The organism is Niastella caeni, from assembly GCF_004834005.1.
Taxonomy (GTDB): domain Bacteria; phylum Bacteroidota; class Bacteroidia; order Chitinophagales; family Chitinophagaceae; genus Niastella; species Niastella caeni.
On the sequence record NZ_STFF01000013.1, the window covers coordinates 88,253 to 105,058 of the forward strand.

The window sequence follows — 16,806 nt, forward strand, 5'->3', positions numbered from 1 at the left end:
ATTATATTATATATTCTCCCCAATCCCTAAAAACCGGGAACCCAGTCATCCAGCCATCCAACAATCAATCCATCAAACTGGTCCTGAATTTCAAAAACTTGGGAACCTAGCCATCGAACAATCAGAAGTTGAAGCAGTTAATATTAACCGGGGTTTATTTTACAATAAATCACTCTTTGCGCATTTCACTAATTGACGTAGGTTTGTTTTTCCTAATGATGGAATACGGGATTCAATGAAAATAAAATCTTTTCTGGCAAAACCTTTTGCCCATTATATATATAAAGGTATTAGAAAGGGCATGACCACGGCAGTAGCCGACCAGGAAAACATCCTGAAAGAGCTGCTTAAAACAGGTAAGGCAACTGAATTTGGTAAAGACCACCATTTGCAGGACATAAACGTGCATGAAGAATATGTACAGGCCGTACCGGTGCGGGATTACGAACAGTTCAAGCCCTATATTGAAAAAATAAAGGAAGGAAAACACAACGTACTTTGGAAAGGACTGCCTATTTACCTGGCCAAAACCTCCGGCACTACCAGCGGGGTTAAGTATATTCCCATCAGTAAAGAATCAATCGACAATCATATCAACACGGCCCGCAATGCCTTGCTGTGTTATATTGCCGAATCGGGTAATACCAATTTTACCGACGGCAAAATGATCTTTCTATCGGGTTCGCCCGAGCTCGAGCGCATTGGAGGCATCCCCACCGGGCGATTAAGCGGCATCGTGAACCATCATGTGCCCAGTTACCTGCGCAAGAATCAATTGCCTTCTTACGAAACCAATTGTATTGACGATTGGGAAACCAAGCTCGATAGAATAGTGGCAGAAACCATTACCCAGGATATGACCCTGATCAGTGGTATTCCACCATGGGCCCAAATGTATTTCGACAGGCTGATAGAGAAGAGTGGAAAAAAGATCAAAGAGCTTTTTCCCAATTTCTCGGTACTGGTGCATGGCGGCGTAAACTTCGAACCTTATAGAAACAAATTGTTCGAGAGCATTGGCGGAAAGGTAGCAGCTATTGAAACGTTCCCTGCATCGGAAGGGTTTATGGCGTTCCAGGATTCGCAGGATGCCGAAGGTTTATTGTTGAATACAAACAGCGGAATATTTTTTGAGTTTGTTCCGGCTAATGAAATATTTAATGCCAATCCAACCCGCTTATCACTGAAAGACGTGAAGGTAGGGGAGAATTATGCCCTACTTATAAACAGTAATGCCGGGTTATGGGGGTATAATATTGGCGATACGGTTAAATTTGTTTCTACCAATCCGTACAGGTTGGTGGTAACAGGTCGTATCAAACATTTTATTTCGGCATTTGGCGAGCACGTAATTGGGGAAGAAGTAGAACAAAGCCTTATTAAGGCCGCAGAAGAAGAAGGTGTACATATTACGGAGTTCACTGTGGCGCCAATGATCACGCAGGGCAAAGGAAAATCGTACCACGAGTGGTTCATTGAATTTGAGAACAAACCCGAGAACCTCGACCGGTTTGCAGAGAAGGTAGATGTGAATTTGCGCAATAAAAATATCTATTACAACGACCTCATCACCGGTAACATATTGTTGCCATTACATATTCGCCCGGTTAAGAAGCATGGGTTCATTGATTATATGAAATCCATTGGTAAATTAGGTGGTCAAAATAAAGTGCCGCGTTTGAGTAATGATCGTAATATTGCATCGGCACTTGAAAAATATGTAGAGTAGTTTTAACGTTAAGGCTGTCTGATACTGCTTACTTAACAAATTATTGAAACCGGATCATGTCGAACAGTTTTCCACACAGACGCATTGCTATATTTGGCTCAACAGGCTCAATCGGCTGCCAGGCGCTTGAAGTGATTGCCGCCAATCCCGATAAATTCACTGCAGAAGTTTTAACGGCACACAGCAATGATGAGTTGTTGATAAAGCAGGCATTGAAGTTCAACCCCAATATCGTTGTAATAGGCGATACCACTAAATACCAAATTGTAAAAGAAGCATTATCCCAAACCGATGTAAAAGTATTTGCCGGAGAGAGCGCATTGGAAGAAGTAGCTGGTATGGATTGTTACGATATGATGCTGGCAGCTATTGTAGGATTTGCCGGCTTACGACCTACATTATGCGCATTGGAGAGCGGAAAGGCAATAGCGCTTGCCAATAAAGAAACGCTGGTAGTGGCCGGAGATATCGTGATGCAAAAGGCCATAGAAAAAAGAGTGCCCGTAATACCTGTAGATTCTGAACATTCAGCTATATTCCAGTGCCTGGTAGGCGAAACCCGCAACAAGATTGAAAAAGTGATCTTAACGGCAAGCGGCGGACCTTTCCTGGGCAAGAAACCCAATTACCTGGTGAATGTAAAACGCGATCATGCGTTGCAGCACCCTAATTGGCAAATGGGCGCCAAAATCACCATCGATTCAGCCACCCTTATGAACAAGGGGTTGGAAATGATAGAAGCCCGCTGGCTGTTTGACCTGGGGCCCGATCAGGTACAGGTATTGGTTCATCCCCAAAGTATTATACATAGCCTGGTGCAGTTTGAAGACGGCAGTATTAAGGCGCAAATGGGACTGCCCGATATGAAACTGCCCATTCAATATGCCCTGGCCTTTCCTCATCGTATACCCAACGATTTTCCCCGGTATAATTTCAAAAATCCCGCCCAGCTTACTTTTGAGGAACCCGATACTAAAACTTTCCGGAACCTCGTACTGGCCACCGAAGCCCTTTTTAAAGGCGGGAACCAGCCCTGTGTACTGAATGCCGCCAATGAAATTGCCGTATTTGCATTTTTACGCAATCGTATTGGTTTTTTAGATATGACTGACCTGATTGAACGCACCTTGCAACATGTGCCGATGATTGAGAAACCCACGCTGGAAGAATATTTTGACAGCGATGGGGAGGCCCGTAATTTTGCTGCCTCGCTGATAAAGCTTTAATTGGTGCCGGTTTCCGGTTTCCAGTTTCCCGGTAACCGGTAACTGGTAACTTTTTGAGAATTTTTGTGAGCGGTTAACCGAGTTGCGGGATAATTCGATATTTTGAGCGTATTATAAAACAAACACACCGCTTATTTAGCGTTATATGATCACATTGTTAGCAATAGACTGGGCTGTAGTAGGTATAAAAGCTGGACAGTTAATATTATGCTTATCTATACTTGTTGTACTGCATGAGATGGGCCATTTTCTGCCCGCCAAATGGTTTAAATGCAGGGTAGAAAAATTTTATTTGTTCTTCGATCCCTGGTTTTCCATTGTAAAAAAGAAGATCGGCGATACGGTATACGGTATCGGTTGGTTACCTCTGGGAGGCTATGTAAAGATCTCAGGGATGATCGATGAGAGTATGGATAAAGAGCAGATGAAGCTGCCACCCGAGCCGCATGAATTCCGCAGTAAGAAACCCTGGCAGCGCCTGATCATCATGATCGGGGGTGTTACGGTGAACCTTATACTAGGTTTCTTTTTATTTGCCATGATATTGTGGGTTTGGGGCGAAGAATACCTGCCGGCAAAAAATGCCGTTTATGGTGTATATGTCGACAGCCTGGGAAAAAGCATTGGCTTGCAGGATGGCGATAAGATCGTAGCCGTAAATGGAAAAGAGGTGGAGAATTTCAGCAGGCTGAGCACCGATATCATTTTAAACGAGGCCAAAACCATTCAGGTTGTTCGTAATGGACAGAACATGGATGTGGCCATACCGTCAGGCACCATCAGCCAGTTGATAAAACGCAAAGGCGATCCGCTGGCCTATCCCCGGTTCCCGGCAGTGGTAGACAGCCTTAACAAGAGCGCGAAATTTACCGCCGGCGCATTGCAGAAAGACGACCAGATCATTGCCTTTAATGGTAAGCCCATCAGTTCGTTTTATGAGCTGAGCGATATAAAAAAGAATTTTAAGGAGAAGGAAGTGGCGTTAACCGTATTGCGAAATAAAACCGATACGGCTGAAGTAAAAGTGATGTTAGCGAAGGATGCGAGCATCGGGTTCTATCCCCGCCCGCCCGATAAGTTCCTGAAATTCGCGGTAAAGAAATATTCGTTCTTTGAATCGTTACCGGCAGGTGTAGCAAAAGGCTGGAGCACCCTGGTAATGAACGTGCAGAACTTCAAACTGCTGTTCACCAGCAAAGAAGTAAAGGCCAGTGAATCGCTGGGTAGCTTTTTAACCATTGGTAATATGTTCGGCGCGCAGTGGGATTGGGAGCGTTTCTGGACGATGACAGCGCTGTTAAGCATTGTGTTGGCGTTTATGAACATTCTGCCTATTCCCGCCCTGGATGGCGGCCACGTGCTGTTCACGCTGTATGAAATGATCACCGGACGAAAGCCAAGCGATAAATTCATGGAGTATGCGCAAATGGCGGGCATGATCTTATTGCTGGGCGTTATGGCTTATGCGCTTGGGCTGGACTTCTGGCGATATTTGTTTAAGAATTAGTAGTTCAGTAAGATATTATATAGAATGACCCCCGACCAATTGGTAGGGGGTCATTTTTTGTCAGGTAATGTAGACAGTATGTTGCTGAAAACCTGCCTGCTGGCAGGCAGGTGAAAAAATTAGGGGATAGGCGAGGCAATATTGGCAGAAGCGGGAAAATAGCATTAATTTTGAGGTTTGTAGTTTGTTGTTCGTAGTTTGTAGTTGGTTTCCGACATTCATTACCCCAAAGAATATGCAGGAACTTTGAAATTCGGGAATTAACAACAAACCACAAACCAGAAACCACAAACCAATTCGGGGGTGTATGGTTTTGACAGCGTAGATCTTTGAAGGTGTAAGCATGTCGTGCGTTGGATAATTAGCACGTAAATCTGAATATTCAAAACTCAAATGGCAATACACAATTTGCCATGGCTGCCTAATCAGTGATTAAGTAGTCATTAGGGCCGCCGAGCAGGTTGTTCTGTTACCACGCTCCGCCGCCGACTCAAAACAAAAACAGGATGCTGCGACCGTAGGCTGTGCCGGTTGCTTAAGACTATCCAGCTAAGGAAATAATTGGTTCGTCCGTCTCCTGTTATTTCCCGACAAATAATGCCGGAATAAACATGTAGAAAGCTTTCGGAGGATATGTTTGGACACCGGTTCGAATCCGGTCACCTCCACGAAATTGTAAAACCCGCTCCTGTAGCGGGTTTTGTGTTTTAATATGTAAGCTTATTCTTTTTTGAAATGTTTTATCGCTTTTAAATGAATCGTTTACTGGTTCGAATCCGGTAGGATGCATGTATATAGATATCTGAATGTGTGTTTTGTACTACTTAACGTTTTCTTATTATTGCCAGGCTTAATTTATCTTTTTCGTTTAATATTTCGGATTTCCTGGAACGGCACCCAGATATCTTTAATAATTCCGATTCAGATAGATTCAACTGTATTTCTGGCTCAAGTTTGAGTATTATTGGGCTAAAAAGACCGATTTTTGAGCTTTAAATATAAATTTATTGAGCTTAAATGCTCTTTGAGTAAATTTATATGTGAGGCAGCACTAAACCATTTTCTATGGCATTAATATTTTTAGGCCAATCAACCTGTGCCCTTTGCGGTCAGCTTCTTATGCCTGGCGAACAAGTAAAAGGCCTGCCTGCAATATCTAACACAATCCATTCTTTATATAAATATTTTGACTGCGTCTTCCATTTGCAATGCTTCCAAAACTGGGATAAAAAGGAGGAAGCTTTAAATCTTGTTAAAGAAGAAAAGCAAAAGTTCAAGAATTCAGAATATTTTAAGGAGATGGCTGCAAAATATGGGATACCAAAATGGTTGGAAGAAGATGACTAAAATTTCAGGACAAACGCTGATGTGTACATGATTGGGTAAAATAGCGGCTGAATATTTTACATTTATACTATGAAACAATACGACTGACTGATGCAATCCTCTAATTACGACAGGCACCCATTTAATAAAGGCGATTTCTATATTAACAACGGTGTTTGTATTGCCTGTGGGGCACCTGAAGCAGAAGCCCAGGATATTATTGAACATTCAAAATCTGACAATCATTGTTATTTTAAAAAACAACCAGTAACTGAAGACGAAATTGATCAGGCTATAAAGGCTATGATGGTTTCTTGTATTAATGCTTTACGATATGGAGGGCAGGACGAAATAATAATAAAACGGTTATACCAAAATGGAATGGAAGATCTTTGCGACAATAAGGCGAAGGACAGATACAAAATATTAATCCGGGACAGAATACATTTTAACTTTTTAGGAACGCTCGCGGATTTATCAGAGCTTTTGGTTTTAAAATATAAATCAATATCTCCGTATGTGAAAGTTGAAGATTATAAAACCAATCAGGTTGACAGTTTTAGTTTTACTCAGAAGTGGACAAGGGGAGCAAGTGGAATAATTTATACTTGCCATTTAAGGGTTGATAAAACGTTTGAGATAACAATAACTCTTGAAAAAGGCCACGAACAAAAGAATATCATCGGAATTTCAGCAATGCTTCACGACTTCTTAAAATCTGATAATCGGGTAATAAATATAAAATGGTTTGAATTGGATAAGCCAAATGACTTGTGGTATGATAAACCCTATTGATTAACATGACAAATAAAACCGAGTACATTTTGGGCCAGAATGGTAATTACCACTGGATTGAATTCCCTGCGAAAACTTTTGATTTATATAGATTACTAAAAGATCATGCAAATGTCTTAATTGGAAAATATTTAGCAGTGGTTTGTTTTGACAGTGGCCCGTTGCGGCTCACGTAGAACAAATAGGGGCTTCATTGATGCGATGTAGCCCATAAGGGACATACATGGAATTGCTAATACGCAGCTTTTGAGCATAGCCAATTTCTATCATCGCCGGTTTACCCCTTCCAGTCTTTTTTTTCCAGGATGAACAATTCTTCCACACCCACCCCCAATGAAAAGGCCAGCTTTAACGCCATAATGGTGGTGGGTATATAATGCCCCTTTTCAATGGAGATAATACTTTGCCGGCTGGCGCCTACCAGGTTGGCCAACTGCTCCTGGGTATACCCGCATTGCTCCCGCATTTGCTTTACATTATTTATCATTGGTTAGCCCGCCCCAGATGGTTATATGAAATATTAATAAATAGAAAACCGACTCGCTCAGCAGGCAACTAAAAGTTGATTCAACCGCTATGACATCAAAGAAAGTAAAAAAACTACGGAATACATAAGACAGGATGCCTGTAATAAAAGCAAAGGCCGCTGCCCGCATCCGTGAGTACCGTATAAATTCGTCTTCCTTTTTTTCCCTGCTCAGGATGATCAATGCCAGGCACAGTATCAACAACAATTCGAAAATTTTTTTTAATACCGGATACTGGTGAGTGTAACCGGTAAAACTTTGTATAATGACAAGGGTCATTACAAAGGACACCGCGCAAACGGCGCCGATGTATTTGAAATAGTTAGGAAGCAGGTTCATATTGTAAACTATACTTTACGTCAAAAATACTTTACATTTAGATATTGACAAATTGCTAAAAACATATTTGTTCCTGTTATTTATAACCTTAACAGGAATATGTCTTTATTATTGAACCTGATCATTCGCCGACTGCAAAAGAGTATTTTATCTGCCCAAATGGGCGTTTGACCTATGATTACAGGGGATCTATTATATTGGTTGGGCTACCGTTTTGCCTGCGATAAACAAACAGGTGAAACAAAATATCAGATGGGTTATTTCAAAGTACATGTATTAATCTATTGCTGTATTTTAACTATGGGCAAAAAAGTAAGCTGTGTTTTACACACTTGGGCATACCGGTGGCATTTTTATTCACCAACATATTGTCGATGCGTTTACCGCACAAAACGCTGACAGGCATGCAAAACCCATTACCGGGTTCTTTGCGCTTGCCGGTCTTTATTTGTACCTGGAGAAAAATTATACGGGGTTGGAAGTAAGGGACGCCCACTTACAAATGGCAAAACAGACAAAGGCTTTTCCCGCCATCACGCTGCCGGACGACTGGGGCGCACTTACCGTCTGTGACGTGCTGGCTGCACCCCCGGGAGCCGACCGCGATGAAATGATCCGGCAATGGTGCCTCGCTGTATGGGATGCCTATGCGGACGAGCACCGTATGGTTATTACGATTACCAAACAGCTTTTAAACATCTAAACATCAATCAGGCAAGGCGGCGTGGGGCGTTTGCCTTTTGACAGGAGCTTCTACATTAATTTATGGAGATTGCGGATACGCATTTGTATTCCTTGATCTGCCAGAAATAAGCGCCATTCTGAATGGCAGCCTGGTAGTTCAGCTGTTTCTTATTGAGCACCTGGCGCAGCAAAGCAATAATATCCGCGTTACATTCAGTATCCATGACAGGTAGACCGGGTACCCATGTTATTTACTTCCAAGGCCAGCATCCCTGCAGAAAGGACGGTAAGATGTAATAGTACTCCGCAGCGATTAGGAATCGATACACATCACTCATTTTCCAATAAGCCGGCGGATGGGTATAATGATTACTATGATAAAGTCACACGTTACGTAGACATCATTTCCGCAGAAGCAATGGCAATTGATCCGTAAGTGACCGCCCAACCTTATAAAGCTGTTGTGGATACAGATGAAACAAGTCCGCTTTGTTTTATTGATACAATTCCAGTCGTGCCAATATCCATGAGATTACGAAGAAGCTGGAAGGCCAGGTAATTTCAATTGTAGGTTTGGGCGGTACAGGTGCTTATTTATTGGACTTCATCGCCAAATGCCCTGAAATTCCCATTTAATCTGACCGATCAGATATTATAATATACTATTTCAAAGTATATTGTATAACCAGTTCATTATTGAACCTGTTGAATTTTGCGATACTCACCTTGATGATTCAACAAATTGCAGCATTTACTGTTAACGGTGACTTTAGGAAGTTCCTTGTAATCGGTTCTTCTTAAGAGTTGTTATTATAGAAGACAGTGGTTATTTTCGCATCTGATGAAGACTCTGCCCATTCATCACCTTGTCATATTCTGTTTGAATTTACTCAAAACCATGAACATACGAATTCAAGAAATATGGACAGACTTATACCAGGAACTGAAAAAATTCATTTCAGGTAAGGTTAAGGATATTGACACTACCGAAGATATTCTTCAAGACGTTTTCCTAAAGATTCAACTTAATATTCACACACTTACCGACTGCACTAAACTTACTTCCTGGGTTTATCAAATTACAAGAAACACAATTGCCGATCATTACCGTAAAACAACAAATTTAGAAGTTCAGATTGACGGTTTTGACCTGGCAGAAAGAGATAACGAAGAGCCACTATATCATTCCTTAAATAATTGTATCAATCAGAAAATAAATATGTTATCTGATAAATACAAGCAGGCTATACTACTTACATATTTGAAGGATTACTCTCAAATTGAATTAGCAAAAAAGCTGAATATATCTTATTCAGGAGCGAAAACGAGGGTACAACGAGGCCGAGAAAAGTTGAAAGACCTTATCTTGAATTGTCCAAATGTTGAAACAGACAGTAAGGGAAATCTTTCTGCATATGAGGCCCCAAAAGAATAAAAATGCGTCTTTTTTGTCTTCGCCACGTCCATAGAGTATAAATGTTTAACAAACTAAAAAGCAAGTATGGACAATTCTAAAAAAATTGAAGTGCAGATCCTTAACGCCTTTGTTGATAATAATAAGGGCGGAAATCCGGCAGGGGTTGTTTTAAATGCGGATAATCTTACAAATGAACAGAAATTAAAAATTGCAACAAAAGTGGGGTTATCGGAAACCGCTTTTGTTGGAAAATCAGAAATTGCCGGCTTTAAACTTGATTTTTTTACTCCTACCCGTCAAATTGCTCATTGTGGACATGCGACAATAGCAACATTTTCATATTTATCACAGTCAGGCTTAATTAAAAACACGCTTTCTTCGAAAGAAACGATTGACGGAATAAGAGAAATTTTATTACAGGGAGATCTGGCATTTATGGAGCAAAAAGCACCTGAATATAGGAATGTTGACAAGCAGGAAGAGCAAATCTTAAAATCATTAGGTCTAACAAAAAGTGATGTTCTAAAGGATGCTCCAATTTCACTAGTTAATACGGGAAATTCGTTTGTAATAGTTGCTGTTAAAAGTGCGGATATTTTAAAAAATATCAAACCCGATTACGTCTTAATATCACAAATAAGTGATGAGTTGAATTTAATCGGCTATTATGTTTTTTGTACGGAGACCAGTAGCCATTTAAGAGATGCAACTGCAAGAATGTTTGCACCCAGATATGGAATAGAGGAAGAAGCTGCAACAGGAATGGCAGCTGGACCACTTGCCTGCTATCTTTTTGACATATTGGGAATAGGAAAAGACCGGATGCTAATTGAACAGGGTTGGTTTATGGCGCAACCATCGCCAAGTTTAATTATTGTGGACTTATCGCAGCTCAACGGAAAAATAACAAAAATTATGGTAGGGGGGAAAGGGATATTAATGACATCTTTGTCTGTAGAAATAGCCTGACCGGAATTAATTGTTTTACAGCATATATACATTTAAGGAATCCTCTCAATTGGTTCGACAATTTGCCGGCGGACTCCACGAAATTGTAAAACCCGCTCCTGTAGCGGGTTTTGTGTTTAATGCAATCAAATTGTTCTTTCGAAGATGCTTAATGTGTTTAGAGTGAACTGTTTACTGGTTCGAATCCACCAGAAATAAGTAGGTCAAAGCGTTTGTCTTACTGTACAATCACACGCTGATTAATATTCCTGTCACTTAAAAGTCTTAATACATAAACCCCCGGTTTCAGATCATTTACCTGTTGCGGACTTTGGCCCGTAATCGTAAATGATTTCACCAGCCTTCCGCCCATATCAAATACCTGTATCACATCTTTTTCGACACCTGTAAGGCTTACGGAAAAATTATTGATGGCAGGCACCGGCCAGGCTTTTAAGTGAATGTTTTTATTCGCTTCTCCTGCAACCCATCTGATAACAGAATACGTATACCGGCCATCGATATCCTGTTGCTTCAACCGGTAATAAGTGCGGCCCGCAAAATTGTTGGCATCTGTGAATGCGTATTCATTTGGAAAAATGCTGGTACCATTAAGCGCTTTTGTGTTTTCAAAAGCAACCATAGCAAAACCGGTATCAGTATCCTTTTTTCGTTCAACGAAAAAACCTTTGTTGTTGATCTCCTGAACAGTTTTCCAGTTAAGCCGGACCTCGTTGCTGTTTATGCGGCTGGCCGTAAAATCAAGGCCCGTTACCGGTAATGCAATTGAATTATAAGGTTGCAAAATACCCTGTGTAAGTAAAGTGCTTTGTTGCTGCAAACTGATACTGGCAACCTCGCCAACCGTATACTCAAGCATAATGCTGCCATTCAAAAAGGTACCACCGCCATTATCGATCCCTGCAAATCCGCCTGTTGTTTGCACATTGCCCACCGTAGGAATAGTTGTTGTTGTGCCTGCATCGGGTTGTAAAAAATCGGGTGTATACATGATGGCAGTACTGTTTACAGCCTCTGCCACAAGGCCGCCTATTGCATCTTCGAGTAACAACCCACCGGCGCTGCGGCTTTGCCCTGCATTATTGGTGGTTTGCGGAGTTAATTGTTGCGCTGATGCGGCGCCGTAAACCAGCAACAACAGAACCACGGTTTTTAATTTCATTACTGCCATCATCATATAAGAAGCTTGTGTGTTTAATAATATTAATTAACGGCAATTTAAAATACGACCTGTATATAACCGCTGTAGTAGTCATTACTGTTGAGTGTAACAGCCGTATTATTGCGTATGCAGGCGCCGACCTTTAAAGCACCTGTCCCAGGTACAACGGCTCCACTGAAACTAAATGTTCTACGGGTTGCATCTACTGGTGCTTCCGCGAAATTAGTAGGGTTAAATGATTGGACCGGACCGCCACTGAATTGATAGCAGGCACAGAACGATACATTTGGCGCGGTTCCATTTGTAGAGGCCAACACTCCACTAAAATTGCCGATAAGCGTTTGGCCTGTTATTGTTGTAGTAACATTTTGGGGTGTACCCACAAATACCCAATTAGTGCCTGAGGGAGCTACTTGGGGTAACTGTCCGGCAAATTTAATTATCGGAGTAGTGGTTGTTGTTATTATTGTTGAAGGCTGCCATGAACTTGTGCCTGAGTTCCAGGTTAACACCTGTCCATTGGTTGGTGTTGTAAGAGAATCTACAGCCCGGCCGCCTATTTTAGTACTGTTAACAGCTTTATCAGCAGCTAATGCAAAAGGCACCGATACTAATTGCTGGCTGCCCATATCGGTAAAAACACCGCTATTATTTACATCCAACTCTACTTTTATAGAGCGTGTTTTGCTGCCGTCTGTCCATTCTGTATTATTAATATTGCCATAAGTAGTGGTAGCGCCGGACGATCCTATCTGCACATTAAACAAACCGAGGGCATTTGTAGTAACGGTTCGGGTTTCGCTGTAAAAAGTAACAGCACTCGTTGCATCTGTCGCATTCAGGCTTATGCGTACTTTAATGCTTTGATTAACCAGTGCCTGCCCGCTGCTGTTGCGTGCCACTGCCTGATAGTTTATTAACTGAGGGGTTTGTGCTGTTGCCATTGTTGTTACAAACAATACAATCAAAAGAAGGTGTAATTTTTTCATTTCAATTTTTTTTTGATGATGCAAAGATTGCCTTCTCTGAAAAAGCATACAAACGGAGTTCAGTCATCAAACTATTCCATGCCCCCAAACGTATAAACAGCGCGGCGAAGTGTTTTGAAAAAACACCACAATTCTTCCCTTTTCACTTTAACCTGTCAAATATCCGTTTCAGTTGGTTACATTTTATCTGGTAAAATGCGCGATGCAGTTTTGCAGTCAAATAAAATAATCGAACATGAGCATTAAAAATTTGAAAACAGTTATTACAGGTCTTGTAATGCTGTCGATAGTAACATCGTGCAAAAAAGATCACTCAACACCATCTGTTACTGAAAAAAGAGTTTCAAAGCTGATGGATGGGAGTACTACTGTTTTTGCGTTTACATATAATGCCGATGGCAGGCTGAATACTTCGTACCAGGAAGTGCAGAAGTACAAAGCCATTTTTGATTACAGTAATCAGTCTTTTGCAATAAAATGGTATTCAAATGACATTTTGGAAACTGAAGCCAAAAATGCGGTTATAAAAAATGACAGGTTGCAGTCCCTGTTTTACCAGGAATACAACAATGGCAGTCCCTCATACAATTATACTTTCCATTTTGCCTATAACTCCGATAGCACTCTTGCCAAATATTATTACGATGATAATGTTTACGTGTTTGAATATAGTGGCGGCAATTTTTCAAAGGTAACGCACAGCGATAATGGTAGTATTAAGGATATAAATACTTATGAATTCTATACCAACAAGCCCAATAAATTCAATATGCCAATCCAGGAATTTTTTACGGAATTCCCTGTGCTGGCAAAAAATTTATTGGGTAAGCAAAATGCAAATCTTATGAAAAAGAAAACAAGAGTAGCAGGCGCGAATACGTATACCTTGACATTTACCTATCAATTGGATGCTGATGGTTATGTTACCCAATATACCCAGGTATATCAAAAGAACAGTGAAGCCCCTGTTACAACCACTATAGATGTTGTATATTAATGGTACATATGGCCCCGGTTTAACCTGCCGGGGCCGCATTTCAATGCCATTTTCATACGGTTTAAGGTCATTTTTATTCCTGTAGCTATCTTTTCATAGCACCTTATTGTATTCATTCGTATTTTGGCAAATTATCGACATCATTAAAATAATGAAGAACTATTGCCGCCTGCTTTGGGGATGGATATGGGTGTTCTTAAGTTTGGGTGCTTATTCTCAAACAGGCAATATCTTCTTTCATGATATAGCTGTAAGAACCGGTTTGAACGACGGTAATGTAACTTCCATTACCCAGGATAAATACGGATATATCTGGATTGCCACACAGGGTGGTCTCAATCGCTTCAACGGCACTACTATTGAACGATTTACCCATAAACATGGCGACAGTACATCGGCGCCGGCCAGTATTCCTTATTCAATTACCAGCGGGCCCGATGGTCGCCTGTGGTTTGGCTGCGACAACGGACTATATGAATTTGATTTTTCGACCAATAAATTTAAAAGGCATCCCCTGTTGCAGAATTGGTATATAGCGAAAGTAGTTGCCTCATACGATCAGTTATTCCTGATATGCAATGGTAGTTTGTACGGGTACAATACAATGCAACAACAACTGACCGATCTCAAAGCCAAAAATACTGTGATCAAACAATACCCCAATTATTCATTATTTCTAAACGGTGATATGCTATATATAGGAAGCAGAGGCGGGTATACAATATATAACATTGAAACCAAACAGGCTGTGTTTAAACCCGTTTCTGTATTGAATCAACTAGCCGTGAACCGCATTATGGCCGACAAATCGGGTTATGTATGGCTAAGTAATTTTTCGCATTTTAAATTAGTCAGGTTTCATACCGATGACGGGCAGGCCGAGATCATATCTGATCACCCTGCTATAAAAACATTGAACAAAACAACTTCTTATAACGATCTTATTTGCGATTCAAAAAATAATACCTGGATAACAACCAATGTTTCGGGTTTGCTTCAGTATTCACCGGCAACCCGGCAGGTGAATCATTATCTTAACTATAAGATCAAGGATTCGTATAGTGCCGACTACATTCTGAATTGCATATTTTCAGATGCCGGTGAACGGTTATGGATCGGAAAAATAGGAGGGTGCAGTTTTTTTTACCCGGATAAAAACCTATTTTCGACATTACTTCCCTTTCCCAAAAACGAAAGAATTCAGGCAAGCCGTATTGTAAGGCAGGACCAACATGGGAATTTCTGGTTCTCCACCGGGATCGGTATCTCATGCTATGATCCCATTAAGAATACTTACAGCGTATGGAGAAATGAACCCAATAAGAACAATGTCATTTATAATAATTCGGTTCGCGGACTTGAAATTGGCAGTGATGGCAGAATATGGATTGCCAGCGCCGGCGGTGTGAACTGCTATGATCCGAAAAACAAAAAGATGACGTTTTATGATGAGAAAGATTCCATTCCAAAGGTGTTCTATTTTACAGCCAACAAGGATCGTAAAGGACGCATATGGTTTGGCACCAACCGGTACGACGGCTTATATTATTACAGCGAAAGCGCCAATCAATTTTACAGTGTACGGCACCACCCGCTGCTCAAAAAATTCATAGGCTATCCGGTACGGATCGTTTATGAAGACAGCAAAGATCGCATATGGGTTGGTTATGGCAATGGACTGGCAATGGCAGATGAAAAAAACGGCGTATGCAAATTCTGGGATAATAACGACAGTAGCCGCAATACGATCATTGGCAATATGGTCATCGATATTAAAGAAGATAAGAAAGGTATTGTTTGGGTAAGCACTTTCAACGGCGTAACGGGTATCGATCTTGAGAAAGACCAATACCATTGGATAGATGAAAGCAAAGGATTAAAAACCAATATTACTTCTTCGCTGGCTGTTGATACTGCCAACCGTTTATGGATCGGCTCTGCCGCCGGCTTGTATATGATGGATGAAAAAAGAAATAACCTTTATTATTTCGACGAAAGTTCAGGGCTTGCGGGTGCTGAATTTACAGAACACGCAGGGTATCAGAAAGATGATATTATAATAATGCCCACTACAAAAGGTTTCATTCAATTCAGGGCTTCTGAATTCAAAAAGGTAGAGAGTAAGATCCCTTTTTATATAGCATCTGTTGAAATAAGGTCTGGAAAGAAATGGGTCGACAAGGGCAGTGACAATCACCTGCAACTGAATGCCGGTGAAAACTCGTTCACCTTATACCTCGAAGCGCTAAATTACAACAGCCCGTCGCACACGTGGTTTGCCTATAAACTATCAGGCTTTGAAAAAGAATGGCATTTTACAAAAAATGCGAGGGTAGTTTATACGAACATACCCGGCGGTAACTATACCTTTCATTACAAAGCGGCGATGCGCAACGAATTTGAGCATGTCAATGAAAAGCAATTAATAATTTCCATTAAAAAATACTTCTACGAAATGCTTTGGTTTTGGGCGCTGATAACCGTTTCCGTTGCTGTTGCACTGTATGTGCTTTATCGTAACAGAATGAACAAACAGCGGCATATTCTGCTTTTGGAAACAAAGGCCGAAACGCTGGAAAAAGAAAAGACCCTGGTGCAGTACGAAAGTTTAAAACAACAACTAAACCCCCATTTTTTATTCAACTCATTAACCTCCCTGCGCAGTTTAATAAAATCCGATACAAAACAGGCTACAGGTTTCCTCGATGGACTGAGTAAGGTATATCGTTACGTATTGAAAAGCGGGGAGCAGGAACTGGTGACATTACAATCTGAACTGGAGTTTGTTAGGGTATTTATTGAATTGCAAAAAACACGATTCGGGGAAGGACTTCGTGCAAATATTACAATTGATGAGGATAGCCCTGGAAGGTATATTGCACCGGTGAGTTTACAGAACCTTGTTGAAAATGCGATTAAGCATAATACAACCGATAAAGACAGTCCGCTGGTAATAGACATTTATACCGATGCCGGTTATATCGCTGTAAGAAATAACCTGCAAAAGTATCATATTGTGGAAACCAGCAACAAAAAGGGGCTTGCCGGTTTAAAAACGTTGTATAAATATTATACAAGCAAACCGATAGAAATAACAAGTGATGAAAACTATTTCATTGTAAAAATTCCATTGTTGTAA

General features: G+C 40.9%; 16 protein-coding genes and 1 other RNA gene. 12 read left to right on the forward strand and 5 right to left on the reverse strand.

The features are described from left to right. Positions 1-235 precede the first annotated feature (235 nt). The 6 genes from FAM09_RS28525 to FAM09_RS28550 all read left to right on the forward strand — a co-directional run bounded on the left by FAM09_RS28525 (position 236) and on the right by FAM09_RS28550 (position 6,583). Positions 236-1,729, forward strand: coding sequence for a GH3 auxin-responsive promoter family protein (locus FAM09_RS28525; RefSeq protein ID WP_136580581.1), 1,494 nt, complete (start codon positions 236-238; stop codon positions 1,727-1,729). A 56-nt stretch (positions 1,730-1,785) separates the two neighbouring features. Then, entirely contained in the window at positions 1,786-2,955 is a 1,170-nt protein-coding gene (locus FAM09_RS28530) for a 1-deoxy-D-xylulose-5-phosphate reductoisomerase (protein ID WP_136580582.1), read from the forward strand. 145 nt (positions 2,956-3,100) lie between these two features. Then, on the forward strand, positions 3,101-4,462 hold the full coding sequence (rseP, locus tag FAM09_RS28535) for an RIP metalloprotease RseP (RefSeq protein WP_136580583.1): 1,362 nt from the start codon (positions 3,101-3,103) through the stop codon (positions 4,460-4,462). A gap of 299 nt (positions 4,463-4,761) precedes the next feature. Beyond that, positions 4,762-5,133: a transfer-messenger RNA gene (ssrA, locus tag FAM09_RS28540) on the forward strand. A 394-nt stretch (positions 5,134-5,527) separates the two neighbouring features. Beyond that, positions 5,528-5,809, forward strand: coding sequence for a hypothetical protein (locus FAM09_RS28545; protein ID WP_136580584.1), 282 nt, complete (start codon positions 5,528-5,530; stop codon positions 5,807-5,809). A 90-nt stretch (positions 5,810-5,899) separates the two neighbouring features. Next, complete coding sequence (locus FAM09_RS28550; RefSeq protein WP_136580585.1) at positions 5,900-6,583, forward strand: ferredoxin; 684 nt, start codon at positions 5,900-5,902, stop codon at positions 6,581-6,583. A 277-nt stretch (positions 6,584-6,860) separates the two neighbouring features. Here FAM09_RS28550 and FAM09_RS28555 read toward each other — a convergent pair whose 3' ends face one another. Together FAM09_RS28555 and FAM09_RS28560 are read right to left on the reverse strand one after the other, a co-directional pair. Continuing rightward, on the reverse strand, positions 6,861-7,070 hold the full coding sequence (locus FAM09_RS28555) for a helix-turn-helix transcriptional regulator (protein ID WP_136580586.1): 210 nt from the start codon (positions 7,068-7,070) through the stop codon (positions 6,861-6,863). Then, positions 7,060-7,449, reverse strand: coding sequence for a hypothetical protein (locus tag FAM09_RS28560; protein ID WP_136580587.1), 390 nt, complete (start codon positions 7,447-7,449; stop codon positions 7,060-7,062). Before FAM09_RS28560 ends, FAM09_RS28555 begins: the two co-directional genes overlap by 11 nt. A 319-nt stretch (positions 7,450-7,768) precedes the next feature. Here FAM09_RS28560 and FAM09_RS28565 point away from each other — a divergent pair, with 319 nt between their 5' ends. Next, positions 7,769-8,152, forward strand: coding sequence for a DUF5946 family protein (locus FAM09_RS28565; protein ID WP_136580588.1), 384 nt, complete (start codon positions 7,769-7,771; stop codon positions 8,150-8,152). A gap of 55 nt (positions 8,153-8,207) precedes the next feature. Here FAM09_RS28565 and FAM09_RS30830 read toward each other — a convergent pair whose 3' ends face one another. Further along, a complete protein-coding gene (locus FAM09_RS30830; protein WP_153825481.1) occupies positions 8,208-8,357 on the reverse strand; it encodes a hypothetical protein in 150 nt (49 codons plus the stop codon). Positions 8,358-8,377: 20 nt separating this feature from the next. Between FAM09_RS30830 and FAM09_RS31640 the strand changes: the two genes are divergently transcribed. The 3 genes from FAM09_RS31640 to FAM09_RS28575 all read left to right on the forward strand — a co-directional run bounded on the left by FAM09_RS31640 (position 8,378) and on the right by FAM09_RS28575 (position 10,519). Next, positions 8,378-8,569 (forward strand): DUF6791 domain-containing protein, encoded by a 192-nt coding sequence (locus FAM09_RS31640; RefSeq protein WP_394347843.1) that lies wholly within the window; start codon positions 8,378-8,380, stop codon positions 8,567-8,569. Positions 8,570-9,031: 462 nt separating this feature from the next. Further along, positions 9,032-9,568: a sigma-70 family RNA polymerase sigma factor gene (locus tag FAM09_RS28570; protein ID WP_136580589.1), complete on the forward strand. Its 537-nt coding sequence runs from the start codon at positions 9,032-9,034 to the stop codon at positions 9,566-9,568. Between the two features lie 66 nt (positions 9,569-9,634). Next, positions 9,635-10,519, forward strand: a complete 885-nt coding sequence (locus FAM09_RS28575; RefSeq protein ID WP_136580590.1) for a PhzF family phenazine biosynthesis protein — start codon at positions 9,635-9,637, stop codon at positions 10,517-10,519. 217 nt (positions 10,520-10,736) lie between these two features. Here the strand turns inward: FAM09_RS28575 and FAM09_RS28580 are convergent, their stop codons facing one another. Together FAM09_RS28580 and FAM09_RS28585 are read right to left on the reverse strand one after the other, a co-directional pair. Then, positions 10,737-11,681 (reverse strand): T9SS type A sorting domain-containing protein, encoded by a 945-nt coding sequence (locus tag FAM09_RS28580; RefSeq protein WP_166437299.1) that lies wholly within the window; start codon positions 11,679-11,681, stop codon positions 10,737-10,739. A gap of 56 nt (positions 11,682-11,737) precedes the next feature. Further along, positions 11,738-12,670: a hypothetical protein gene (locus FAM09_RS28585; RefSeq protein WP_136580592.1), complete on the reverse strand. Its 933-nt coding sequence runs from the start codon at positions 12,668-12,670 to the stop codon at positions 11,738-11,740. 235 nt (positions 12,671-12,905) lie between these two features. Here FAM09_RS28585 and FAM09_RS28590 point away from each other — a divergent pair, with 235 nt between their 5' ends. Both FAM09_RS28590 and FAM09_RS28595 read left to right on the forward strand, forming a co-directional pair. Then, the gene (locus FAM09_RS28590; RefSeq protein WP_136580593.1) at positions 12,906-13,667 is read left to right on the forward strand and encodes a hypothetical protein; all 762 of its coding nucleotides are present in this window, start codon (positions 12,906-12,908) and stop codon (positions 13,665-13,667) included. 151 nt (positions 13,668-13,818) lie between these two features. After that, positions 13,819-16,806, forward strand: coding sequence for a ligand-binding sensor domain-containing protein (locus tag FAM09_RS28595; RefSeq protein ID WP_136580594.1), 2,988 nt, complete (start codon positions 13,819-13,821; stop codon positions 16,804-16,806).